This is a genomic window from Natrinema pallidum (assembly GCF_005890195.1).
GTDB classification, from domain to species: domain Archaea; phylum Halobacteriota; class Halobacteria; order Halobacteriales; family Natrialbaceae; genus Natrinema; species Natrinema pallidum.
Genome location: NZ_CP040637.1, coordinates 2,768,891 through 2,792,527 on the forward strand (window position 1 = coordinate 2,768,891; position 23,637 = coordinate 2,792,527).

At 65.6% G+C, this 23,637-nt stretch carries 26 protein-coding genes; 11 read left to right on the forward strand and 15 right to left on the reverse strand.

From position 1 onward, the window contains the following. Positions 1-119: 119 nt before the first annotated feature. The gene (locus FGF80_RS13710; RefSeq protein ID WP_138654633.1) at positions 120-2,045 is read left to right on the forward strand and encodes an aldehyde ferredoxin oxidoreductase family protein; all 1,926 of its coding nucleotides are present in this window, start codon (positions 120-122) and stop codon (positions 2,043-2,045) included. A 247-nt stretch (positions 2,046-2,292) separates the two neighbouring features. Continuing rightward, positions 2,293-2,889 (forward strand): YIP1 family protein, encoded by a 597-nt coding sequence (locus tag FGF80_RS13715; protein WP_006187116.1) that lies wholly within the window; start codon positions 2,293-2,295, stop codon positions 2,887-2,889. A gap of 147 nt (positions 2,890-3,036) precedes the next feature. Here FGF80_RS13715 and FGF80_RS13720 read toward each other — a convergent pair whose 3' ends face one another. After that, the gene (locus FGF80_RS13720; protein WP_006187115.1) at positions 3,037-3,423 is read right to left on the reverse strand and encodes a winged helix-turn-helix domain-containing protein; all 387 of its coding nucleotides are present in this window, start codon (positions 3,421-3,423) and stop codon (positions 3,037-3,039) included. A gap of 247 nt (positions 3,424-3,670) precedes the next feature. Here FGF80_RS13720 and FGF80_RS13725 point away from each other — a divergent pair, with 247 nt between their 5' ends. Together FGF80_RS13725 and FGF80_RS13730 are read left to right on the forward strand one after the other, a co-directional pair. Then, positions 3,671-4,330, forward strand: coding sequence for a helix-turn-helix domain-containing protein (locus FGF80_RS13725; RefSeq protein ID WP_006187114.1), 660 nt, complete (start codon positions 3,671-3,673; stop codon positions 4,328-4,330). Positions 4,331-4,504: 174 nt separating this feature from the next. Beyond that, positions 4,505-4,654 carry a DUF7560 family zinc ribbon protein gene (locus FGF80_RS13730; protein WP_006187113.1) on the forward strand — a complete coding sequence of 50 codons (150 nt, stop codon included), beginning with the start codon at positions 4,505-4,507 and terminating at the stop codon, positions 4,652-4,654. 48 nt (positions 4,655-4,702) lie between these two features. On the opposite strand, the gene FGF80_RS13735 is transcribed toward FGF80_RS13730, so the two are convergent. The 10 genes from FGF80_RS13735 to FGF80_RS13780 form a co-directional block, all read right to left on the reverse strand. Continuing rightward, positions 4,703-5,155, reverse strand: coding sequence for a pyridoxamine 5'-phosphate oxidase family protein (locus FGF80_RS13735; protein WP_006187112.1), 453 nt, complete (start codon positions 5,153-5,155; stop codon positions 4,703-4,705). A 109-nt stretch (positions 5,156-5,264) separates the two neighbouring features. Continuing rightward, complete coding sequence (locus FGF80_RS13740) at positions 5,265-5,663, reverse strand: hypothetical protein (protein ID WP_006187111.1); 399 nt, start codon at positions 5,661-5,663, stop codon at positions 5,265-5,267. Beyond that, positions 5,664-5,924, reverse strand: a complete 261-nt coding sequence (locus tag FGF80_RS13745; RefSeq protein WP_138654635.1) for a hypothetical protein — start codon at positions 5,922-5,924, stop codon at positions 5,664-5,666. A 61-nt stretch (positions 5,925-5,985) separates the two neighbouring features. After that, complete coding sequence (locus tag FGF80_RS13750) at positions 5,986-6,306, reverse strand: AzlD family protein (protein ID WP_394348241.1); 321 nt, start codon at positions 6,304-6,306, stop codon at positions 5,986-5,988. After that, the gene (locus FGF80_RS13755; protein ID WP_394348242.1) at positions 6,296-7,084 is read right to left on the reverse strand and encodes an AzlC family ABC transporter permease; all 789 of its coding nucleotides are present in this window, start codon (positions 7,082-7,084) and stop codon (positions 6,296-6,298) included. Before FGF80_RS13755 ends, FGF80_RS13750 begins: the two co-directional genes overlap by 11 nt. Positions 7,085-7,157: 73 nt before the next feature. Continuing rightward, positions 7,158-7,367: a hypothetical protein gene (locus FGF80_RS13760; protein WP_138654639.1), complete on the reverse strand. Its 210-nt coding sequence runs from the start codon at positions 7,365-7,367 to the stop codon at positions 7,158-7,160. Between the two features lie 67 nt (positions 7,368-7,434). Then, on the reverse strand, positions 7,435-7,713 hold the full coding sequence (locus FGF80_RS13765; RefSeq protein ID WP_006187106.1) for a ubiquitin-like small modifier protein 1: 279 nt from the start codon (positions 7,711-7,713) through the stop codon (positions 7,435-7,437). An 87-nt stretch (positions 7,714-7,800) separates the two neighbouring features. Continuing rightward, positions 7,801-8,151: a hypothetical protein gene (locus FGF80_RS13770; RefSeq protein WP_138654641.1), complete on the reverse strand. Its 351-nt coding sequence runs from the start codon at positions 8,149-8,151 to the stop codon at positions 7,801-7,803. Between the two features lie 79 nt (positions 8,152-8,230). Continuing rightward, positions 8,231-8,617 (reverse strand): hypothetical protein, encoded by a 387-nt coding sequence (locus tag FGF80_RS13775; RefSeq protein ID WP_006187104.1) that lies wholly within the window; start codon positions 8,615-8,617, stop codon positions 8,231-8,233. A 217-nt stretch (positions 8,618-8,834) separates the two neighbouring features. Continuing rightward, the gene (locus tag FGF80_RS13780; protein WP_006187102.1) at positions 8,835-9,680 is read right to left on the reverse strand and encodes a GNAT family N-acetyltransferase; all 846 of its coding nucleotides are present in this window, start codon (positions 9,678-9,680) and stop codon (positions 8,835-8,837) included. Between the two features lie 1,031 nt (positions 9,681-10,711). On the opposite strand from FGF80_RS13780, the gene FGF80_RS13785 reads away from it, so the two are divergent. The 3 genes from FGF80_RS13785 to FGF80_RS13800 all read left to right on the forward strand — a co-directional run bounded on the left by FGF80_RS13785 (position 10,712) and on the right by FGF80_RS13800 (position 14,269). Then, positions 10,712-11,575, forward strand: a complete 864-nt coding sequence (locus tag FGF80_RS13785) for a VOC family protein (RefSeq protein WP_138654643.1) — start codon at positions 10,712-10,714, stop codon at positions 11,573-11,575. 541 nt (positions 11,576-12,116) lie between these two features. Then, entirely contained in the window at positions 12,117-12,578 is a 462-nt protein-coding gene (locus tag FGF80_RS13795) for a response regulator (protein WP_006187099.1), read from the forward strand. After that, on the forward strand, positions 12,578-14,269 hold the full coding sequence (locus FGF80_RS13800) for a bacterio-opsin activator domain-containing protein (RefSeq protein WP_006187098.1): 1,692 nt from the start codon (positions 12,578-12,580) through the stop codon (positions 14,267-14,269). Before FGF80_RS13795 ends, FGF80_RS13800 begins: the two co-directional genes overlap by 1 nt. 11 nt (positions 14,270-14,280) lie before the next feature. Here the strand turns inward: FGF80_RS13800 and FGF80_RS13805 are convergent, their stop codons facing one another. Next, a complete protein-coding gene (locus tag FGF80_RS13805; RefSeq protein WP_138654647.1) occupies positions 14,281-15,300 on the reverse strand; it encodes an LLM class flavin-dependent oxidoreductase in 1,020 nt (339 codons plus the stop codon). A 145-nt stretch (positions 15,301-15,445) separates the two neighbouring features. On the opposite strand from FGF80_RS13805, the gene dpsA reads away from it, so the two are divergent. Beyond that, entirely contained in the window at positions 15,446-15,991 is a 546-nt protein-coding gene (gene dpsA, locus FGF80_RS13810; protein WP_006187096.1) for a DNA starvation/stationary phase protection protein DpsA, read from the forward strand. A 39-nt stretch (positions 15,992-16,030) separates the two neighbouring features. Here the strand turns inward: dpsA and FGF80_RS13815 are convergent, their stop codons facing one another. Both FGF80_RS13815 and FGF80_RS13820 read right to left on the reverse strand, forming a co-directional pair. Further along, positions 16,031-16,408 carry a metal-dependent transcriptional regulator gene (locus tag FGF80_RS13815; RefSeq protein ID WP_138654649.1) on the reverse strand — a complete coding sequence of 126 codons (378 nt, stop codon included), beginning with the start codon at positions 16,406-16,408 and terminating at the stop codon, positions 16,031-16,033. A 388-nt stretch (positions 16,409-16,796) separates the two neighbouring features. Next, positions 16,797-17,747, reverse strand: a complete 951-nt coding sequence (locus tag FGF80_RS13820) for a formyltetrahydrofolate deformylase (RefSeq protein WP_138654651.1) — start codon at positions 17,745-17,747, stop codon at positions 16,797-16,799. A 304-nt stretch (positions 17,748-18,051) separates the two neighbouring features. On the opposite strand from FGF80_RS13820, the gene purS reads away from it, so the two are divergent. From purS to FGF80_RS13835, 3 genes are all read left to right on the forward strand, one after another. Beyond that, entirely contained in the window at positions 18,052-18,303 is a 252-nt protein-coding gene (gene purS, locus FGF80_RS13825) for a phosphoribosylformylglycinamidine synthase subunit PurS (protein WP_130171622.1), read from the forward strand. Further along, on the forward strand, positions 18,304-18,981 hold the full coding sequence (gene purQ, locus FGF80_RS13830; RefSeq protein ID WP_138654653.1) for a phosphoribosylformylglycinamidine synthase I: 678 nt from the start codon (positions 18,304-18,306) through the stop codon (positions 18,979-18,981). A 131-nt stretch (positions 18,982-19,112) separates the two neighbouring features. Beyond that, on the forward strand, positions 19,113-22,304 hold the full coding sequence (locus FGF80_RS13835) for a PAS domain S-box protein (RefSeq protein WP_138654655.1): 3,192 nt from the start codon (positions 19,113-19,115) through the stop codon (positions 22,302-22,304). A gap of 230 nt (positions 22,305-22,534) precedes the next feature. Here the strand turns inward: FGF80_RS13835 and FGF80_RS13840 are convergent, their stop codons facing one another. Further along, the gene (locus tag FGF80_RS13840; protein WP_138654657.1) at positions 22,535-23,635 is read right to left on the reverse strand and encodes an archaeosine biosynthesis radical SAM protein RaSEA; all 1,101 of its coding nucleotides are present in this window, start codon (positions 23,633-23,635) and stop codon (positions 22,535-22,537) included. Between the last annotated feature and the right edge of the window lie 2 nt (positions 23,636-23,637).

The window sequence follows — 23,637 nt, forward strand, 5'->3', positions numbered from 1 at the left end:
TCGGTTCCGTCGAGCGATGAGCACCGCGACACCGCCATCGATCACGTAACCGGTTCCGGTTACAGATGGCTGGGAACGACTAACACGATGGCGACCGTATACAAGAACGAACGGTTACTATGACAGAACTCGGCGGATTTCAGGACAGGGTCGCCCGCATCGATCTCTCGGACGAGGAGATCGCGTGCGAGTCGATCGACGACGAGGACGCAGCGAAGTATATCGGTGCGCGGGGGCTCGGGGTAAAGTACGTCTTCGACCAGGGACCGGCGGTCGATCCGCTCGGCCCCGACAACCTGTTGGCCTTTATGAACGGACCGCTGTCGGGCACGCAGGTGACGATGAGCGGTCGGATCGCCGTCTGCACGAAGTCACCGCTGACCGGGACCGTCACCGACAGTCACCACGGCGGCTGGTCGGGGGCCCGGCTCAAGTGGGCCGGCTTCGACGGGCTGTGCTTCGAGGGCGAGGCCGACGAACCGGTCTACGCCTACGTCGAGGACGGGACGGTCGAACTGCGGGACGCTTCCCATCTCTGGGGTGCGGGTGTCCACGAGACGCGGGACCGACTCGAGGAGGAACTCGAAGGGTCGTACGGCAAGAACCTCTCGCTGATGGCGATCGGACCCGCCGGCGAGAACGGCGTCAAGTACGCCTGTATCATGAACGAGGACGACCGGGCCTCTGGACGGGGCGGCACCGGCTGCGTGATGGGGTCGAAGAACCTCAAGGCGGTCGTCGTCAAATCGACCACGAAGATGCCCAAGCCGGCCGATCCGGAGACGTTCAAAGAGGGTCACCAGCAGGCGATGCAGGCGATCCAGGAGTCGGAGGTGACCGCGCCCAACGAGGGCGGCCTCTCGATGTACGGGACGAACGTCCTGATGAACATCGGCGAGGAGATGGACGGCCTCCCGACGAAGAACGGCCAGTATACCTCGACCGAAAGCATGCGCGATGCGGAGGGCGTCGACATCGACGCCGAACGCGTCTCCGGCGAGAACGTCCGCGAGAACATCCTCGTCGACGAGCCGACCTGTCACTCCTGTCCGGTCGCTTGCAAGAAGGAAGTCGAGGTGACCGCGATGCACAAAGGCGAGGAGATGAACGTCCGGACCGAGTCCTACGAGTACGAGTCGGCGTACGCGCTCGGCCCGAACTCCGGTCACACCGACCGCGACAAGATCGCGCTCATGCTCGAGCGCTGTAACGACATGGGCGTCGACACCATCGATGCGGGGAACATGATGGCGATGGCCATGGAAATGACCGACGAGGGGAAACTCGAGGGCGTCGGCGAGTTAGAGTGGGGCGACACCGAGACCATGATCGACATGATCGAGCGGATCGCCCGCCGCGAGGACGAGTTCGCGGACCTGCTGGCCGAGGGCCCCCGCCGGGTTGCCGACCGCAAGGACGCCCACGAGAATTCGCTGGCAGTCAAGGGCCAGACCATCGCCGCCTACGACCCGCGCTGTATGAAGGGGATGGGAATCGGCTACGCCACCTCGAACCGCGGGGCCTGCCACCTGCGGGGCTACACGCCCGCCGCCGAAATCCTCGGCGTTCCCGAGAAGGTCGACCCCTACGAGTACGAGGGGAAAGGGGAGCTCACCGCCCAGTTCCAGGACCTCCACGCCATCAGCGACTCGTTCGACATCTGCAAGTTCAACGCCTTCGCCGAAGGCATCGAGGAGTACGTCCTGCAGTACAACGGCATGACCGGCCGCGATGTCACCGAGGACGAACTGCTCGAGGCCGGCGAACGGATCTACAACTTAGAGCGGTACTACAACAACCTGAACGGCTTCGACGGGAGCGACGACTCGCTGCCAGCGCGCTTCCTCGAGGACGGTATCCGTGGCCAGGGTGCCAGCGAGGGCGAGTACTGCGAACTCGACGAGATGAAAGACGAGTATTACGACCACCGTGGCTGGGTCGACGGCGTCGTTCCCGATGAGAAACTCGATGAGCTCGGGATCGAGCTCGGGCCGGGGACGGGCGTCAGCAGCGAAGGCGGTGCGGCCGCGCCGAGCGACGACTGACTCGAGCCCGGCGGCGTTCGGATTTCGGCGTCCGTCTCGATTGACGGATCTCGGACTGGAGACTGCCGATCGAACCACTCGAAGCGACCGCCCGGGACGGACCTATCGCCCTCGTAGCGAACACAGTTCTCGTATTAGTTATTTCTATCAGAAATACATTCTCTTCACAATATGTCGGTTAGAGGGCTGATAATCTCCGAATAGCTGGTTTCGATACTCTATTATAATCCGACTCATACCTGCTTGTATGAGTCTCCTGAAAGAATGGACGGGAGTGAACGGCTACATGATCAAGGACCCGGGAACGTTCTTCTCGGCGTACAACGAAAACCACGGGATCGCCTACCCGATCGCGTTCATGCTGCTCTCGTATCTCGCCGTCATGCTGCCGATCGGAGTGCTCGCTGCGGCGGTGAACATCACGTCACCGACCGATGCGGCGATCGGTCTGGTGCTCTTTCTCGGACTCGGCGTCGTGTACTGGATTCAGGGGCTCATCGAGGCGTTGCTCGCCCACGGGTGTGCGTACCTCTTCGGTGCACGCGGCGTCTCGAAAACGCTCGAAGCGTACGCGTTCCCGACCGTCGTTCGGTACTGTTTGTGGTGGGTTCCCCTGGTGAACCTCGCGCTCGGACTGTACGGCCTCTACCTGCAGATCAAAGCCCTGTCGGCGTTTCACGACATTTCGACCGGCAAGGCCGCGATCGCCGCGCTTTTCCTACCAGTGCTGTTCATGCTTCTGGTTACCGTCGTTATCGCAGCTATCATTGCCACGTTCGTCCTCGAGTTAGGCTCACAGCCCGGTCCACGGCCGGCCATGTCCCTGCTCGAGATCGCCGCGTAGGGCCGCCGGCTGCCGCTCGAGCCTCACCGAACGCGGCTGCTGACGCGGGGACGGGGCTCGAATAGGTCGAGCAGTCTGTCCGTCTCCAGTCCGTGCCGCTCCGAACGGCCCAGTGCTGACGACGAGAGTGGACGGCGAGACGGAGAATCAGTCGTCGGCAACGGCGTAGGTCGAGCCGATGTCGGCTTCGGCGTCGGGCTTGGTCAGTTCGATTGCGACGCTACCGTCGTCGATCGAGACGAGCACGTCGTCGAAGCTCTTGGAATACTCGGTCGCGTGCTTGCCGGAGGTGTTGATCCGAACCTTCTCGTCGACCAGGTCGGCCTCGGTCAGCATCTCGACCTTTCGGTAGGCCGTCGACATCGGGATGTCACACTCCTCGGAAACCTCCGTGGCCGTCAGGGGCTTCTCGGTCGTCGCCTCGAGGATGGCTCGACAGGCGTCGTCGTCCAGTGCGGCGAGGACTGCCTTCGGATCGGTTGATTCGTCGGTTTGCCATCCGTGTTTCCGGGCGTCGGGGTTCGTAGCGGACATCTGTTGTATCTTCTAGTATCGACCCGACCCCCTCGTAATGACTCCCAATAAATACAGGGTCCTTTATATGAGGTCGCGTGTGTTGGATCAGGGCGGCCCTGCGTGTTTCCTCGACGGAAGAGCGGGCCCGACGGCCGGCCGCGGGACTCGCGGTGTGGCACCCCGCTCGCGTACCGGTCGTCGTGATCGATCCACTCACGGGTCGCGGGCACAGGGTTTAGGGGGCCGGCCTTCCCAGCAGTGAGTAATGGTTTCGGGGATTCGTGCGGAAGTGAAAATCGACGACCCGTTCGACTGCGTCGTCGCGCAGGCCTCCGCCGAGACGAACGGCCGAGTCAACTCGGTCTCGCGCAGTACCAATCCGTCCGCGCCCGACCGCATGACCGAGGAGTTCATGCTCGAGGCCGACAGCTATCCCGACGAGTTCGATGTCGACGCGGCGCTATCACCGATCTTCTCCTATGGCTCGAGCGCGGTCTACCGATACGAGCGCGATCTCGGCCAGGGTTGCCCCTGCGAGTGTATCGAGGCACACGACTGCCCGGTGGTCGACATCCGCACGCAGGGGGCGGCGCTGTACCTGACCTTTCACGCGCCGGATATGCACGCGCTCCAGGCCATCATCGGCGACCTGCGCGAGCGCTACGCGACCCTCGACGTCCAGCGACTGCTACAGTCCCAGCAGGACCACGACGACCGCAACCTCGTCTTCGTCGACCGGAGCACGCTGACCGACCGCCAAACCGAAGTCCTCGAGACGGCCCACCGAATGGGCTACTTCGATCACCCCAAGCGGGCCAACGCCGGCGAAGTCGCCGACGAACTCGGCATTACCGGGACGACGTTCACCGAACATCTCGCGGCGGCCCAGACGAAACTGCTCGACGCGATTCTCGATCACGAGTAGCGGTGAGCCCCCTCCTTCGACTCGCGTCGCCGATCCCGAACCCGGGGCGAGATGGCTCGAGCCCTATGAACGTACCGGGACCTATAGGGAACCGGAATCGAACCGCAACCCTATATATACTGGACACACAGCTATACGGTATACAGGCGAAGTTTCACGCGGCTCACCCCTGACATGAGTAGATACGAGTTCACGTGCCCGGAGTGCGGGCAGGAAATCGAGGTCAACGAATCGATGCGTGAGGCCACGCTGTCACACGGCTGCCCGGTCTGTGGGGCGTCGGTCACGCCGGCGGCGTTCGTCGCGGAGCAGCAGACGAACTGATCCCGCTCCCATCGCGATCGATCCCGTTTGCGTCTCGGTCTCCGCGTCTCACTCCTCGCGGTTGATTTCCGTCCGCCGTCCGTTGAGCGTCGCCGGGGTGAGGCGGTAGAGTTCGATGTCCAGCGCGTCCTTTCCGTCGGCCCAGATTTCGAACAGCGGCCGTTTTGCATCACCGTACTGGGCAATCTCGTCGGGCGTCAGCGCCGACGGCTCGATGCTCTGGAGGGCTCCGGTCGCGATGATGCTCCGGTATGCCGAGTCGGCCTCGTCGTAGACGACGAGTCGCGCGTCGGGTTCGGACTCGAGGAACTGGCGCTTCTCGCTCTCCGGCGTCGATACCATCCGCATGTAGAACGCTCGATCGTCGTCGTCGTAGCCGTACGAGATCGGAATCGCATAGGGTTCGTCCGTGCGTGCGAGCGACAACACCCCCGTCTCGTGACGACTGAGGAAGTCGTCGATCTCCGCGTCGGTCATCTCGGTTTCCTGGTCGATAGCCATCGTCTGGGTGGTTCCCCAAAGGTGAAACACGATCTTTATAGTTGTCATCGACCGCGAGGACCGTCGTTGCGGTTCCATCACGCGCCGCGTCGAGCCGCCGTCGTCTCGGTCACTCGAGGTCGGGTCCGTGGTCGCCGCGTGCCTCGGTTCCGCTCGTCCCGATTACGACCGCGTCCCGTATCTCGAGGGCCGTCTCGAACTCGCCTTCCCGGTCCGTTCGTCGGCCGATCCGCAGCAGCTGCTCTTCGTGTGCGCGCCGAATCGCTGAGAGTTCGCGGTCGCGTTCCCCAATCGCCGCGCCGATCTCCGCCCAGTGACCCCGGTCGACGAGGAACACGTCCCGGTCGGCGGTCGCGTGGAGGCGTTCGTACTCCCGGCGGTACCGGTCGAGCTTCGGCGCGAGAACCGTCTGTGCGCGCTCGAGCAGGTCGGGCAACCGGGCCGGCGGGACGCTCGCTTTCGCGGCCGTGAGCGCGAGCACCTGCCCCTCGATCGGCTGGCCCGCCATCTATCCACCTGCACGCATCGCTTTCTGTGCGAACTGCTCGACGAGCGGCTCGAGGGTATCCTCGTCGCCCTCGAAGACGATCGTCACCTCGGTCAGCGTCAGCGAGGGACCGATGGCGACCGACTCGGAGGAGAACGTCGCCGTCCAGCCGTCGCCCGCGACGGTGTCCTCGGCGGCACGTTCACCGCCCAGATTCGTGAGATAGCGAACGACGAGCCGTTCGGAGATGCCCCGAAAGGAGCGCTCGATACGGGTTCCCATACCGGTCGTTGGGAACCCGAACGGATAAATTCGCGTTCGCCGGTACCGGCACGCGGTGGTACTACAGGATCGCCCGGAACAGGACCACGGTCCCGACGCCGCTACATAGCGACAGCGGGATGCTCTCCGTCCGCCACATGACCAGCAAGACGACGCCCGCAGCGCCCCACTCCGCGGGGCCGCCGGCCGCCAGCTCCGGTCCGAGGATCGCGATCACGATCGCACCCGGCAGCACGGATAATGCCGCCTCGAGACGCTCGCTCACCTCGAGTCGGCGCAGGAGCCAGAGTCCGCCGACTTTCGTCAGTGCCGTCACGAGCGCCATCGCGAGGACGACACCGACGACCAGCGGATCGAGCGCAAGGGCACCCTCACCCATCATGGCGAACCACCTCGACGGCGGCGGCCGCGAAGCCGCCGAGCAGGATGTACCACTGGCCGGGGACCAGTGCTGCGGCGACAACGGCGGTTGCGAGCGCGACGAGCCACGGGACGAGCGTCGACCGGCCCTCCCAGAGTTCGGTGGCGAGCGCGACGAAGACCGCAGCGAGGACGAAGTCGATGCCGTAGCTGGCCGGATCGCCGATCATGCCGCCGGCGGCCGCCCCGATAATCGTCGACGTGACCCAGAAGACCCACATCGCGATGCCGGTTCCCAGCAGGAACGCGCCCCGGCCGCTGCCGGACTGGAATTCGCGCATCGTCAACGCCCAGTTCTCGTCGGCCATCACCAGGAGGCTGCCGTAACTCCGCAGCGGCGAGAGGCGGCCGAGCCAGGGACCCAGCGCCGCGCCCATCAGCGAGTAGCGCAGATTGATCGCGAGCGTCGCGATGATGATCGCCGCGACCGGGATCGGCTCCGCCCAGAGCTCCACGGCGATGATCTGAGCGGCACCGGCGAGTACCGTGGCGCTCATCAGCGCCGCCTCGGCGACGCTCAGCCCCGCCCGACGTGCGAGCATTCCGAATGCGATCCCGTAACCGCCGACGCCGAGCGCGATCGGGAGACAGGTCAGAAAGCCGGCCCGAATCCCCGATCGGTCGAAGGTGATCGCCTCGGTCCCGTCGCTCGTCGAGGCCTCGCCGACCGACGCGTTCTCTGGGTGAGCGGTAGCGCCGCCGGAATCGTACTCCGCATCGTCCCCGTCGGTTTTCGTCACGTTCGTGTCGAGTTGAACGAGGCCTAAAGCGTTCTCGAAATCGACGCCGCCCCCTATCCCGATCGGCCGCCGGTCACAGGCCGATGTAGAACAGTCCGAGCGCGACGAGTCCAACCGCGATGCCGTACGCCGGCCCGTTGACGACGGCGACGGCGACCGCCATCAACCCGACGACGAGCCCCAGGAACAGACAGAACTGCTGGGTCAGCGTCCGGCGGTCGTTGCGCCCGAGGAGCCAGTCGAATCCCAACTCGGCTATCAGTTCGACGACCGCATCGAGCATATCTGATATCCGTCTTACGTTGCTAAAAATAGCTGGGACGTGAGCGGCGCGCGCCGCGTCCCCGGCGTTACCCGCCGGCGACCGGTGGAAACACCGACACGACGTCGCCCGCCTCGAGCGGCGTGTCGACACCCGTCATGTGGACCACGTTGCGACCGTTTTTCAACACGCTCAACTGCGGTCTGATCGCCCCGTCCTCGAGCAACTGCCCCTCGAGGCCGTCGTACTCGCGTTCGAGGGCAGCGAGGACGTCGCCGACGGTCGCGTCGTCGGCGACCGTGCGCGGTCGCTCCTTCTCCCCGACGGCGTCCCGAAACGTAGCGAAGAACCGGAGATCGATTTCCATACTCGATACTCGTGTCCGGACGACATAAGTTCGAGCGATGGAGCGGTCGAGTTCCGTGAGTCGAGCCGACGACCGGGCCGACTCGGTTCAGACCGCCGACGCCGTCGGCGACGACGCGTACGAGACGACGTCAACGTCGGCGTCGGTGAGCGCTGCGTCGATCGCGCTCGCACCGCTCTCGACCGCGTCGTCGGCGTCGGCGGCCACCACGGTTACCGTCACCGAAAACTCGAGTGCGATCGTGTACGGATCGAACGGACCCGTCGGGTGCTCGTAAACCTCCGTGTCCCCGAGTTCCCAGTCGGCGATCGCCCCCTCGGCGGCGAGGGTCTCGAACGTGTCCGCGAGCGTCGCCATCGCCTCGTCACTGGCGGTCGTCTCCGAGCCGCCGTGGAGCGTGACCAGCGTCGTTCCCGTCCGGGACACAGCGAAGTCCATACCTCCGCTAGTCCGGCCCGGTAGTTCAACGCTTGGCTCGAGGACCGGTCGGCCGGGGCCGGGGCGGGGTCGGGGACGCTTACAGGTCCTGCAATCGAATCCCGTCCTCGACCAGCCGCGCGTTCCGCTCCCGATCGAGGTGCTCGCCCAGATCGTCGTGATCGTAGAGTTGTGCGATCACGTCGGCGTACAGCGTCCGCCACGCGATGGCGTAGATCGGCGACTGTCCCCACGCCCGCAGTTCCGGGACGAACGCGTCGTAGGTCTCGTACCGCTCCTCGAACCGATCGATCGCCTCGAGCAGGTTCCCGGCGGCCTCGCGTTCGTCGTCGGCCTCCTCGAGGAGTCGATTGCACTGCGTCTCCCAGCCCGCGACCGCTTTTTGCATGTCCGCTGCGACGGTCTCGTCGTCGGCCGGCAGTCGGTCGAGTATCGGTTCCGGAACGCCGAGGGAAATCTCCTCCATACGCTTCGGTATGGGCCAGGCCGGCAAAAAATGATCCCGGTCCGGATTCGATCGATCCGCTGCCGAGACACCACTCGGAGTCGTATCAGCCGCTTCGGGACTATCGTGATGGCAACCCGAACCGTTTCGCGTCCCGCTCGGGCCAAGACGGTATGCGGCGGCACACGCCGTGGCGGGACGGGTTGACGGGGGACCAGTTTTTCCTCGGGCTCCGGAGTCAGGGCCACGTCGCCAGCATGATCTCGTCGACGAACTCGCCGTCGAGACAGTACTGCCCCTCGTGTTCGCCCTCGCGGTCCCAGCCGTTCTCCTCGAGGAACTCGATCGCCGCCTCGTTGGTCGCGGGGACGTTCTGGTAGAGCTTCCGGTAGCCGGCCTCCGCGGCCCACTCGAGGCCGTACTCGAGCAGTTCGGAGCCGATTCCCTGTCGCCGGGCGGCGGGATCGACGCCGACGGTCACCTCCGCGGTGTGGCGAAGCGACGGGTGTTCGGGCGCGTCGACGTGCAACCACCCGACCACGTCGCCGTCGTCCGGGGCCGCCGGCTCGCTCGCTGTCGACTCCTCGTCTGCCGGCCGCTCCCCACGGACCGCGACGAAGAAGACCCGCGACCGCTCCTCGTTGGCCCGAACGAGTGCGGACTCGCGCTCGAGTTCCGTCGCGACGTTCTCGGCGACGACGTACGCCCCGTCGTCGGCGACCGTCCGCATCGTCTCGACGACGCCCTCCCGGTCCTCCTCGCGGGCCGACCGGATGGTGACGACGCCGTCCTCGCAGTCCACGTCGGTCGTCGTCGCGTCGAGCGCGAGCCGGTATTTCCCGTCGACTTCGGCCAGATAGCCGTCGGCTTGCAGCGCCTCGAGACACGATCGGAGTTCGTTCGGTTCCGGCGCGATCGTATCGGTGTAGGTCCCCGATCGGGCGGGCTTCGAGTGTGCGCGGCCGCCGTCGATCTCGATCGAGCGGGCCAGCTCGGCCGGCGTGACGGCTCCGTTACGCTCGACGTACTCGTAGACGCGCCGCTGGATGTCGTCCTCGAACGAGTCCGTCGGATACATGCTCATACGACTCCGCCACCGACTGCCGATATTAGTATGCGATTCGTATCGAGCGCCGCTCGCGACCCGCCACACCGAAGCGACCGATTGCTCGTCGCTCGCGAACCGTTTCGAACTCCATTCGTGCCCGTCGCGCCCGGGCAATCTCCGATTAGGTCGCTTCGTCGATCCGTCGTGTGCTCGAGTCCGAACACGGACCGTATTGCTCCAGACGTTTAGTAACGGCGAGAAATGGGAGTGCTCCCGTCTCGAACAGAGGGGCTCGGATACCGGGACAACACGCGGTCAATCGCCCCAGTTCAGTTTCGGGAAAACGCTCGCTCTCGTCCTGTCACACGCACCGCCGATCCATTCGACCGGATCGAGGCGAAGTCCGATTTCGACGATCTCCGTGGTTGCTCGTCGTCTATGGCCTTCTCCGTCCACAGTCGTGTGTGACTGACGCCAGTTCCGGACCCTGGCAGTACGCCGCTTCCCGCCACAAACCCCGGCAGTGAGCCGTCGGACTGCAGCCGTTCGGTTCTCGGTCCGATCCGGTAGGCAGTTCCACGGAGCGCCGATTAGCGGACAGGTCTCGATCGCTTTCCCGACGGGCGACTCGACACGGGTTCGACTCACCGACGCCGGCGGCAACTCGAGTCGAGTCCGACGACTCCCCGGAGCCGTTCCTCCGTCTCACGGCCCGTCAGGAGTCCGGCCCGGTTTCGATAGCGTTCGGCCGTTGGCCCGCTTCGCGATCCGGTTTCTGGCGACCGCACCACCGTACCTGGGGACGGAGGCTCTGGCGAGTGGATAAACGATATACTGCGATACCAAATCGAGAACATTCTTTCGGAACTATCGGAACTGGCCCGGCGTCGTTTATTAACACCGAGGCCGAACCGGTCCGGTATGATCGAGGCCGTCGGCAAGCGTCGAGGCGGACCGCTCGCCTCGTCGGCGGGTTCGGCGAGGAGGGTGACGAGCGATAACGACACCATCATCCAGGGATCGTCCGGGGCCGAAAGGGCCACTTACGGGGCTCCCGTGGGGAACGTATGAGCCGATCCCCGTCGCTGCCGGACGACACCCACCTCGGGCGGACTGCACTCTCCGTCGCCGATCTGGCGGCGATGATCGAATTCTACCGCGATGTCGTCGGGCTTCGCGTCCAGCACCGAGACGGGACGGGAACAACGCTCGGCGTCGCCGAGACGCCGCTGCTCGTCCTGTACGAGGACCCCGACGCCGAGCCACGCGGCGAGCGAGAAACCGGGCTCTATCACAACGCGTTCAGGGTCCCCTCGCGCGAGGCGCTGGGGAGCGCCGTAGCGCGGCTTCGCGACCGCTGGACGCTCGCGGGAGCCACCGACCACGGCGTTAGCGAAGCGCTGTACTGTACCGATCCCGAGGGCAACGGCGTCGAGATCTACCGCGACCGGCTGCAGGACGCGTGGCCGCGGACCGAGGACGGTTCGATCCGGGCGACCAGCGATCCACTCGATATCGCCGCCCTCGCTGCTGCGGCCGACGACGCGACGGAGTCGGTCGGATCACAACTGGTCCCCGACGGGACGACCCTCGGCCACGTCCATCTCGAGGTGTCGTCGCTCGAGGACGCGCGAGCGTTCTACGCGGCGACGCTGGGGTTCGACGTCTCGATGGCGTTCGGACAGGGGGCGTGCTTTCTCGCGGCGGGCGGCTATCACCATCACGTCGGGCTGAACACGTGGAACCGCCGGTCGACGCCGAACGGCGGACTGGGTCTCGAGTGGGTCGAACTCCTCGTGCCGGACGCGGGTGCCGTCGACACGGTTCGGGCGCGACTGGTCGGCAACGGCGTGTCGGTCACTGCAGTCGACGACGGTATCGAGTTCACCGACCCCGACGGGATCGCGATTCGACTGCGAGCGGTCGACTGACCCCGGCGTTTTCGTTCGGCTCGAGCGAGCGATGGGTCGTCGGTCACGACTGTTATCGCGACGTGAGTGTTCGTTTCGACCGGATTCGGCGCTAGGTTTACACCGCCTGATCGCCTTTCGAGTCGTACTATGGCCGCCACCGATCCTTCGTCAGACCACTCCCGTTCTCGGAGCCGGTGCCAGGAGGCCGTCGACCGCGAGACCGACCTCGATTGGCCCCACAGGCGACCGACCCCCAACATCCGCGGTCGCGGAGAACGGTGGGGAAACATGGCTGCGTTCAGTGCGCGATCGAGGGACCGAGATCGAGCCGGGTGGGCACGATCGCGCCTGCCGGATGATCGAGCGGCCCCACGGCCACGTGGCGTCTGCCGGTACCGGAATCACGCTCCGTCAGACAGCATCGAGCGCGACGACGGCACGAGTTTCCACGACGCCGCTCCCAGCGAAGGGGCGACGGTCGCGGTCGAACTGCCCGCCGTCCCGGAGGTGACGACGCCTTTCGGAGCGACCGACGCGATCGACGCGGATTTCCAGAATCATGAGTGACGCGGACCGCTTTCGGGCCGAGCCGGCACAGATCCTGCTGGTCGAGGACAATCCCGGCGACGTTCGCCTGACCAAGGAAGCGTTCAAGCAGGGCCGGATCGAGAACGACCTGCACGTCGTCTCCGACGGGACCGAGGCGTTGGACTTTCTCGGACGGCAGGGGCCGTACACCGACGTACCGCACCCGGATCTCGTCCTCCTGGACCTCAATCTGCCCGGGAAAGACGGCGAAGAGGTCCTGGAGGAACTCAAAGCGGACCCGGCACTGCGATCGATTCCGGTGATCGTCTTGACGAGTTCGCGGGCGGAAGAAGACGTCGTCAAATCCTACGAACTCCACGCGAACGCCTACCTCACGAAGCCCGTCGATCCCGACGAGTTCATCGAGACGGTCCGAGCCTTCGAGAAGTTCTGGTTTTCGGTCGTTCGGCTTCCGCCGGAGGGTGATTCGTGATGAGCGAGACGAACGCCCGGACCGAGACCGAACGGGACGGGGAGACCGCCGACACGCTCCGCGTCCTCCTCATCGAGGACAATCCCGGCGACGCCCGGCTGATCGAGGAGATGCTCCGGGATACCGAAGAGCTCGCCCAGCGAGTCAGTCCCATCGAATCGACCGGGCAGACGCCGGAAATGTCGCGGGAAACGCACCTCGAGGACGGCCTCGAGATGGTCGACGCCGAGCCGACGGACATCGTGTTGCTCGATCTGAACCTGCCCGACAGCGAGGGGCTGGCGACCCTCGAACGGGTTCACGAGGAGACGGACGAGACGCCGATCGTCGTCCTGACGGGCGTCCGCGACCAGCAGGTCGGCGTCGAGGCGATCCAACGCGGCGCGCAGGACTTCCTCGTCAAAGACGAGGTGACGAGCGAACTGCTGGTACGGACGATCCACCACGCGATCGAACGCGCCCGTCAGGAGCGGGAACGCCGCCAGCAGCGCGAACATCTCGAGGCACTCAACCGGTTCAACCGGATCGGGCACGACATCACCCACGCGGTGATCACGACCGAGACGCGGGCGGAACTCGAACAGGAGGTTTGCGATCGGCTCGCCGAGTCCGACGCCTATCGGTTCGCCTGGATCGGGGGCGTCAATCCCGGAAGCGACCGCGTCGTCCCGAAGGCGGCGGCCGGCGTCGAAGACGGATACCTCGACGAAATAGACGTCTCCGTCGCCGAGGACGACGAGAGCGGACGCGGGCCGGCCGGAACGGCCATTCGGACCGGACAGGTGCAGGTCATGAACGACGCCCGGACGGACCCCGAGTTCGGACCGTGGCGAGAGCAGGCGCGTGCCCGTGATTATCGGTCATCGGCAGCGATTCCGCTCATCCACGAAGACCTCGTCTACGGCGTGTTGAGCGTGTACTCGTCGTCGCCGCGGGCGTTCGAGGGGCTGGAGACCGGGGTGTTCGCTCGGATCGGCGACATCATCGCCCACGCGATCACCGCGATCGAACGCAGGGACGCACTGGTCAGCGATGCCGTGGTCGAACTCGAGTTCCGCGTCGAGGCGATGGCCGAACCGCTGGTCGAACTCTCGGCGACCGAGTCGTGTACGATCGCGTTCGAACAGTTGGTTGGCGGCGACGAGGCGCTGCTGGCCTACGGCTCAGCACACGGCATCTCTCAGGAGGCGTTCAGCGACGCCGTCGACGACACCGATGGGATCGGCGACGTTCGGTTCCTCTCCGTCAGGCGCGACGACTTCGAGTTCGAACTGGTCGCGCCCGCGGCCGTCTCGCTGTTCGAGACGATCGCGACCCACGGCGGTCGCGTCGCCTCGGCGACGATCGCCGACGGGGAGTTTCGCTTCGTCGTCGAACTCCCGCGAGGTCGGGACACCCGTCGGATGATCGAACTCATCAGAAACCAGCGCGACGACATCACCTATCTCGCCCAGCGGACCACCGAACGCAGCGAGCGCACCGACTCCGGCTCGGCGTCGGTCCTCGAGGAGGACCTGACCGAGAAACAGCGGGCGGCGCTCGAGACGGCCTACTTCGCGGGCTATTTCGACTGGCCGCGGGGCAGCACCGGCGAGGAGATCGCCGACCGGCTCGGGATCGCGCCGGCGACGTTCAACCAGCACCTCCGGACGGCAGAACGGAAGTTCTTCAATTCCGTCTTCGGCGAGTAGCGGGGCCCGTTTCAGAGCCCGATGCCGTCCGCCAGGAGTTCGTGCGAGCGCAACACGTCGTCGTGGTCGGCGATGATATTCTGCACGATCACGTCCTCGACCCCGACACGGTCGGTCAGTTGCTCGAGCAGGTCGCGCACGGTTTCCGGACTCCCCGAGATCGAACGCGGCCAGTCGCCGTCGGGAAGCGGGTTCGGCGTCGGCTCCGGGACGCCGCCGAGTTCGTCGATCGCGGCCTCGACTGACGGGGGCGAGCCGACGACGCCGCGTCGCAGCCGCTTGTACGACGCTTCGGCGGTCGCGCGCAGTCTAGCCGCTTCGTCGTCGGTGTCCGCACAGGCGACGTTCATCGCCAGCATCCCTTCGGGTTCGTCGGGTCCCGCGCCGAGCGGTGAGGGGTCGAAATGCTCCCGGTAGGTTTCGAACGCGCGCTCGGCGAGGGTCGGCCGGATGAACCCCGCGAAACAGTAGCGGAGGCCGAGCTTCCCGGCGATTTCGGCGCTCGAGGGGCTCGACCCGAGGACCCACGGTTCGGGGACGCTATCGGCCGAGCGAGGGAGGGTCAAGTCGCCGTACGCGTGCTCGTCCGGAAACCCGTCGTGGAGGTGGGTAACGGTCGATTCGATTTTTTCGGCGTGGTCCGCGTCGGGGTCCCCGCTCTGGCGGTCGGTTCCCAGCGCCCGGTCGGCGGCGGGGATGCCGGTCGCCCGGCCGAGTCCGAGGTCGATGCGGCCCGGAGCCAGCGCATCGAGGGACGCGAACGTTTCGGCTACCTTGAACGGCTGGTAGTGGTTGAGCAGAACCGTGCCGGAACCGACACGGATCTCGTCGGTGTCGGCTGCGAGACGCGCGATCAGGACTTCCGGGGTTGTACTCGCGATCGAGTCGGCCATGCCGTGGTGCTCGGCCATCCAGAACCGCGAGTAGCCGAGGTTCTCGGCCAGTTGCGCGAGTTCGATGGTGTTCTCGTAGGCATCAGTCGCGGTGCCGTCCTCCGGGACCGGCGCGAGATCCACGATCGAGAGATCCATACCGATCGCTCCGAATCGAACGCGGAATAGCCGTTCGATCTCCCACGCGAGGCGGGTGCCGGCGGCGAACCGATTTTAGGTCGCACGAAAAAATATTATTGAATTGAAAAGTTATATGTGTACGAGACTCCAAGGACTAGCTGTGATGAATACGCAGAAGACCGTCCAACAGGAAGCCGGTACCGTCGAGGAGAACGCGCTCAGGCTCGAGCCCGAGAAGGCAGAGCAGATCGTCGAGGCGCTGAACCGTGACCTCGCGGACGCGTACGTCCTCTACCACCAGCTCCACAAGCACCACTGGAACGTCGAAGGCGCGGAGTTCCTCGACGTTCACGTCTTCCTACAGGAGGTCTACGAGGACGTCGAAGTGGCGGCCGACGACCTCGCCGAACGCCTCCAGGCGCTCGGCGGCGTTCCGCACGCGAGCATGACGACCCTCGCGGAGAACGCCACCGTCGAGCCCGAGGACGAGGACGTTTACGACATCCGGACGTCGCTCGCGAACGACCTCGAGATGATGGGCGATATCATCGAGAGCTACCGCGAACACATCGAGCTCACGGCGGGGCTGGGCGACCACGCCACCGCACAGATGCTCCGCGAGCAACTCGAGACCATCGAGGAACACACCCACCACATCGAACACTACCTCGAAGACGACACGCTCGTCCTCGAGTCGGCGACGAACTAACGGCCGCGGTCTCTCTCCTGCAGTTTTCGACGACGGTGATCAGGCGGAGACGTCGATGTCGTCGTCCTCGAGCAGCGTTTCGGCGACCCGTTCGGTGACGAGTGAGCTAACGCTTCCCGTGAGCGCCATCGCCTCCCGGTCGGGCTCCGCGAGGTCGAGCACGTCGCGGAAGAACGCCGAGAGGACGACGTAGGTTTCGTACAGGTCGGCGGCCGTCTCCCGTCCCTGGGCGGTGAGCGTCGCCCCCTCGTACGGCTCGTAGGTGAGATACCCCTGCGTCTCGAGTCGCTGGAGCGTTTCCGTTGCGACCGCCGGCGACCGATCGAGTTCGTCCGCGACGTGTCCCGGTGCGACCGGTTCCCCGCCGTCTCGAGCGGCGAGATAACAGACGAGCAAGTACTGAGACGCGTCCGTCATGCGCGCCGAGTGGGGTGATCGCGGCCGGGTCGCTGGCGGTCCTCGTGAGACGCGTCGAGACGGGAGACGAGCGACGAAGCGACGGGTGACCACGTTGGCCTGCGATCCCCTGGCAGATCGTCGTCCATGGTTTTAGGCTTGCCTAAAACAATAAAATAGTTGCGGCTAGTCGGTTCCCCGACGGTCTCACGGTCGTCGGAACCGCTGCCCGTTGCTGTACACATGATCGTCCGAGGACCGTCCGATCGGTGTAAAAAACGGGGCAGTGGTTACTGCGGCGTCGTGAGTCGGCGGCGAGGCGGCGTCGGCCGACGGTCACACCGAGCGGGCTCCGAGGCAGTCACCGACCGTGCCGCCGACCGATTCACGATGGCCCCCTCCAGGAGTATTACGAATCGTCGGCGACCGCGCTGCCGATCCCGTCGACCGGCCGATCCGGCGTGAACTCGTCGATCTCGTCGGGGAGCCCGAGCTGGTACTGGGTGCCGTTCTCCCGGACCGATGTCCGACCGCGATGGACCGAAACGTCGCCGTTCAGGTGCAACTGGACGGCCTCGAGCAGCGCGCTGGCCTCGAGCGGCTGGCCGCGGCGTTTCATCTCCGCAACGTCGGCGTCGTCGGGGACGTCGAACGCGCGTTGCGTGATAATCGGCCCTTGATCGAGGTCGGTCGTGACGTAGTGAGCCGTGACGCCCGCGACCCGAACGCCCTCCTCGACGGCCTGCCGATAGGCCTCCGCGCCGGGGAACGCCGGGAGCAGGGAAGGATGGACGTTGATGATGCGGTCTTCGTAGCGGAAGACGACGTTAGGGCTGAGGATGCGCATGTACCGCGCGAGGACGATCAGATCGACATCGTACTCCCCGAGGAGTTCGAGCAGTTCGTCCTCGTTTTGCTGTCCGCCCTCGTCGCCGATGTCGTGGAAGGGAACGTCGTAGTGTTCGGCCAGCGGTTGCAGGTCGTCGTGGTTGCCGATGACGACGCCGATGTCCGCGCCGAGTTCGTCGTTGGCCCAGGCCTCGAACAGGGCCTCGAGGCAGTGGCTCTCCTTCGTGACGAGGACGGCGATCTGCTGGGTCTCGCGGTCGGCGGGGAAGCGGACCTGCACGTCGAGTCCGAGGTCGTCGCCGACATCGTGGAGGTCCTCCCGAAGCGTTGCCTCGGTACAGACCATTTCGGAGGTGTCGACGGCGAGATACATCCGGAACACGCCGTCGCGGACCGCCTGATCGAGGTCCTCGATGTTGACTCCGCGCTCGAACAGGAGGCTGGTCACGTTCGCGACTAATCCGGTGTCGTCGTCCCCGATAACCGTAATTTCGGTTACGTCGGTCGTCAACGCTGCCACCTCCGCTCGAGCGAATTGCGATTCATCACGACGGACTGCAGTCTACGGGCGGCTAAAAGTCCTGCTTTCCGGAGAGGCGCGTGCGAATCCCCCGCATTCTGTTCGTCCGCCGCCATGGCTGTCGGAGGGGTTACACGTCGCCCGCAATGAAGGTAGTGGTCAGTTCAGGTCGGCGGACTGTCCGTTCGGACCGACCGAGCCGTACTCGACGCCGCGTGGCCCACCAGTATCCACGAACGTGCATTACGGAGTCAAGGCGAAAGCGTTTTTGAGCACGGTTACGGGGTAACAGGTAATGACCGCCTATACCGCGACGGTGACCGTTCGACTCAAACAGGGCGTGCTGGATCCCGAGGCCGAGACCACGAAGCAAGCCCTCGAGCGATTGGGCTTCGAACTCGAGGCCCTGCGGTCGGCCGACCGGTTCGAGGTCGACCTCGAGGCCGACGGCGCGGCCGCTGCGCGCGAGCGCGCCGACGAGATGGCGGAACGGCTGCTGGCGAACCCGACCATCCACGACTACGACGTGGAGGTCACCGAGCGGTAGATGACCGTTGCAATCATTCGGTTCGGCGGTTCGAACTGCGATCGCGACGCCGAGCGCGCGCTGGCACACCTCGGGATCGACACCGAGATCGTCTGGCACGAGGACGGCCTCCCCGCGGACGTGACCGGCGTCGTCCTCCCCGGCGGCTTCTCCTACGGCGATTACCTCCGTGCGGGCGCGATGGCGGCTCGCTCGCCGATCATGACCGAGGTTCGAGCGGCCGCGGCCGACGGCGTTCCCGTCCTCGGCGTCTGTAACGGGGCTCAGGTCGGCTGTGAGTCCGGGCTCACCGAGGGCGCGTTCACGACCAACGAGAGCGCGCGCTTTCAGTGTGAACACGTTTCCCTGCGCGTCGAGCGCGCGGACACGCCCTGGACCGCCGCCTACGACGCGGGCGAAGTCATCGAGATTCCGATCGCGCACGGCGAGGGTCGCTACGAGATCGACGACGACCGATTGACCGAACTGGAAGACGAGGGACGCATCCTCTTCCGATACTGCGACGAGAACGGCGACCCGACCCCTGAAGCGAACCCGAACGGGTCCAAGCACGCCGTCGCCGGCATCCTCGGTGACCGCGATTCCGTCGCGGTGTTGATGCCCCACCCCGAGCGCGCGACGCTGCCCGATGTCGGCCCGACCGACGGGCAGGGCATCCTGCGCGGCTTTGAACGGTAATTCAACCGTGTGAGGCCTCAGGGAAGATTTTTCTCCGAATTCGTGAACGATAACAACGGCGACTCAGTTCGTGAACTGAGTGGAACAGTCATATGGGACGGGTTCGTTGAAGCCGACCGGAATACAGGGGCATGGGCACCACCACTGGACCAACCACTCGAGTCGTCGTCGTCGGCGACGATGCCGCGGACGTGGCGCGCGCTCTCGAAGAGCACGGCGTGTCGACCGAGTCGGTTCGGACGGTCGATGCGTGCCTCGAGCGGCTCCCGAACGTCGACGGCGTCGTGATCGCGGCGAGCGCACGTTCGGACGCCGACCCCGTCGATTGCTGTCGGATGATTCGAGACCGCCGGTCCGCGGTCCCGATCGCCGTCTTTCCCCGCGACGGAAGCGAACGGCTCGCGGGTGCAGTCGTCGCGGCGGGAGCGGACGGCTACGTCCCCCGCTCGCAGGGGGTCGAGACGCTCGTCGATCGGCTGGACGCGTTACTCGAGGAACCGGTGCCCGACGCCTGCCCCGCGCCCGCGAACACCCTTGCCATCGACGCCGCATCGTCGGGGGACGCCGACTCGGACCGACTCGAGTCGCTCATCGAACAGTCGCCGCTCGCGGTCATCGAGTGGACGCTCGAGTACGAAGTCCGCACCTGGAATCCGGCCGCGGCCGATCTGTTCGGGTACACGGCCGAGGAGGCGATCGGCGAATCCGCCGTCGACCTGCTCGTTCCGGACGCCGACCGCGACACAGTCCTGAAGTTGCGCGAGCGGATCGCCGACAACGAACCCGATAACGGGTCGTTCTGTCGGATCGACTCGAACGTCCGCAAGGACGGGACGGCGATCACCTGCGAGTGGTTGAACACGCCGCTGGTCGACGACGATGGAGAGATCGGCAGCGTGCTGTCGTTCGTCCGGGACGTGACCGCCGAGCGCAAGCGTACGAACGCGCTCGAGGCACTCCAGGACACGACCCGAGAGCTACTGCGGGCCGAGTCGACCGACGAAATCGCCGACATCGTGATGACGGCGGCGGAAGACGTGATCGACCGACCGCTCGGTGCGATCAGGTTCTACGACGATGACAGCGAGACCCTCGAACTCGCCGGGACGACGTCGTTACTCGACATCAACACTGCCGAGATTCCGCCGATCGGGCCGGACAGCGCCACCCTCTGGGACGCCTACACCGACAGCGAACCGACCGTCGTCGAGAACGTCTCGAGCGACCGACTGCCGTACGAGATCGAGATCGAGGTAGGGAACTCGCTCCTCCAGCCGCTCGGCGATCACGGCATGTTATCGGTCGCCTCGGTCGGATCGAACGAACTCAGCGATGCCGAATTCCACCTGATCCACGTTCTCGCGACGACCGCCGAGGCCGCGCTCGATCGAGCGGCACACGACCGCGAACTCGAGCGGACGAAGACGGTCGTCGAGACGGTCGGGGACTGTGTCTACCAACTCGATCGCGACGGCCGGTTCGTCGAGGTCAACGACGGGATGAAAGACAAGACCGGATACGAACGGGACGAACTCCTCGGCGAGCACGTCTCGCGGATACTCACCGACGAGAGCGCCGAACGCGGACGGCAACGCGTCCGGGAGCTCATGGCCGACGGCGAGCAGCGTACCGCGACGTGCGAAGTCACGCTGACCGGGGCCGACGGCGAACGGATTCCCGCCGAAGTCAGTATGGCGCTGTTGCGGTCCGACGGCGATATGGAAGGCACCGTCGGTATCGCCCGCGACATCAGCGATCGCAAGCGAATGGAGCGGGAACTGGTCGATCGAAAGGCGAAAATCGAGGGCCTCCACACCGTCGCCTCTCGGCTCGAAGACTGCGAGAGCCGGGAGGCGATCTACGACGTGGCCGTCGAGGCGGCCGAAGACGTCCTCGGCTTCGATCGCTGTTTCGTCGACAGGATTTGTGGCAGGTCTATCGTGACGGAAGCCGCGTCATCCGGTCTCGAGATCGAGCACGGGGAGCAACGCCCGTTCGACGAGGGAATCGCCGGCCGGACGTATCGATCGCGACGAGCCTCCCGTGTCGACGAGACCGAGTCGGACGACGGGATCACGGCCCGCATCGACGACTGCCGGTCGGTGCTGAGCGTTTCGATCGGCGATCACGGCGTGTTTCAGGCCGTTTCCTCCGAGCCCGACGCGTTTACGGCGGCCGACGAGGAACTGACGGAGCTGTTACTATCACACGTCACCGATGCGCTCGACCGGATCGCGTTCGAGGAACGACTCCGAGCCGAACGCGACCGGTTCGCGGCGCTGTTCGAAAACGTCCCCGACGCCGTCGTCAGCGTCAGCCGACTCGAGGACGGCCCGATCGTCGAGGACGTCAACCCGGCGTTCGAACGGGTTTTCGGCTACGACGAGGCGGATCTCGTCGGAACGTCGCTCGACGAGGTCATCGTGCCGCCCGATCGGCGGGCCGAGTCCGATACCCTCAATCGCCGGGGTAACCGCGGTGAGATCGGCGAGGCGGAGGTCAAACGCCAAACCGCGGACGGCCTGCGCGATTTCCGGCTGCGGGTCGTTCCGATGGAGATGGACGGATCGTCGGACCGCGGCTTCGGGCTCTATACCGATATCACCGCTCAGAAACAGCGCCAGAAGCGCCTCCAGATACTCAATCGCGTCCTCCGCCACGACCTGCGCAACGGCATGAACATCATCAACGGCTGTGCGGAGATGCTCGTGGACGCGGTCGACGACGCCGACAGCGAGTACGTCGAGACCATTCAGAACCGAACGAGCGAACTCATCGGACTCGCGGAGAAGACCCGGACCGTCGAACGCGTCCTCGACCGTGAGACGGTCGCGGCCGGCCCCGTCGACCTCACCGAGGCCGTCGAAGGGGCGGTCGCCCGCCTCGAGAACACCCATCCCGATGTCGAGGTCACCTGTTCGCTGCCGGACGGAGCCTTCGCTCGCGCCGACGAGTACCTCCGAGCGGCGGTCTTTCAGGTGCTCGAGAACGCCGTCGAACACAACGACCGAGCGCGGCCGTCCGTCGACGTGACGGTGTGTGACCGGCCGGACAAGGATGAACTAACGTTGACAGTCGCCGACGACGGTCCCGGTATCCCACCCGAGGAGCGAGAACTCCTCGAGGGCGACCGCGAGATCACGCAACTCCGCCACGCGAGCGGGCTCGGTCTCTGGCTCGTCAACTGGGTCGTTACCCAGGCCGGCGGCCGACTCACCTTCCATGACAACGAGCCGCGAGGGACCGTCGTGACGCTCGCGATTCCGCGCGCCGACGCGGAATCGGTCCGGTCGGCGTCGGACGAACCGGCGACCGGCGATTAACCCGTTTTACTCCCCGCTCGTAGAAGCCCGAGCTACCGCCAAGGGGTACGAGCCCGCACCCAGCGCGGCGATCGCGGGTTCCGGAACGGCGACCACCGGGAAGCCGACGCGATCGAGACGGCTGGCTCGAGGTCGTTCCAACACCACGCTCTCGACGGGCGTGCCGTGAGGATCAGCGTCGGCTCGTAGTCACGTCCGTCGCCCCGCGTGATCGTCGGCGAGGGGCCGGATTACCGGGTCAGCGGCTGGTTGAAGCTTCGCTCGCGCTCGATGACCGTCTCCCAGGTCAGTTCGCAGTCACAGGAGACCTGCTCGAAGACCGTCGGGTCCTGGCGCAGGTCGAAGTCCTTGATCGCCTTCTGGACGAGGTCATCACACTCCTGACAGTTGTGCGGACCGCGGTCGGAGCCGTGCCCGACGGGGTCCGAGACGACGATGGCGTCGGCGTCGGCCGTTTCCGCCAAGACGTGGGCGACCGACCAGAGCCACGGCGGCCGGTAGCCGTCCTCGAAGTAGAGATCGTCGACCATCGTGTACCGCTGGACGTTACACGGGTTCATCGAGACGGTATGACAACCCTCGACATCGGCACAGCGCTCGACCGAGGAGATCATGTCGTCGACGGCCTCCGCTTCCGTGAGGAAGGGCGGCTTCATGAGGAGATAGGCCTTGATACCGGCCTTCGTGTCGCTGCCCGCGTCCGTGTCTGCAGCGGCGGCTTCCGCGCAGGCGTCCTCGAAGTCGGCGAAGTCGAAGTACTTGTTCACGCAGTCGTGGCGCACGCGGTCGGTCGCCGTCTCGAGGCCGATCGCGACGTCGGTGTCGAGTCCGTGCTGGGTGAAGTCGGCGATCTTCTCGCGGTCGACGAAGTCGGGGAGCGACTCGACGACCATGCGGTCGCGGTCGGCGAAGGTGTCGGCGATCGCTCGGCGACTCTCGGCGCTGACCTCGCGCTCGTCGAGGAACGATCCGGAGGTGTAGATCTTGATGAGTGCGGCGGGCTCGTCGGCGTTCTCGTCCTCGTGGGCGAGACAGACGTCGATCTGGTCCATCAGTGCCTCGTGGGAGACGGAGCCGCCGTCGACGCTTTCGGCGACGTAGCCACACATCGTACAGCCGCCGGCGCGGGCCCACCGACAGCCGCCGGTGTTGAGGATGATCGTCAGACTCGTCTTGACCCCGTCGGGAGTGTTGTCCTCGTCGAGCCAGACGCGGGTCGGTTCGTGAGGGTCGTAGCTGGCCTCCTTGCGGGAGCGGATCTCCCGCATCGCCTGATTGTGGGCGTCCATGCCCTTGCCCTGCTCGTAGACGTCGGGCGTGGGTTTACTCATTA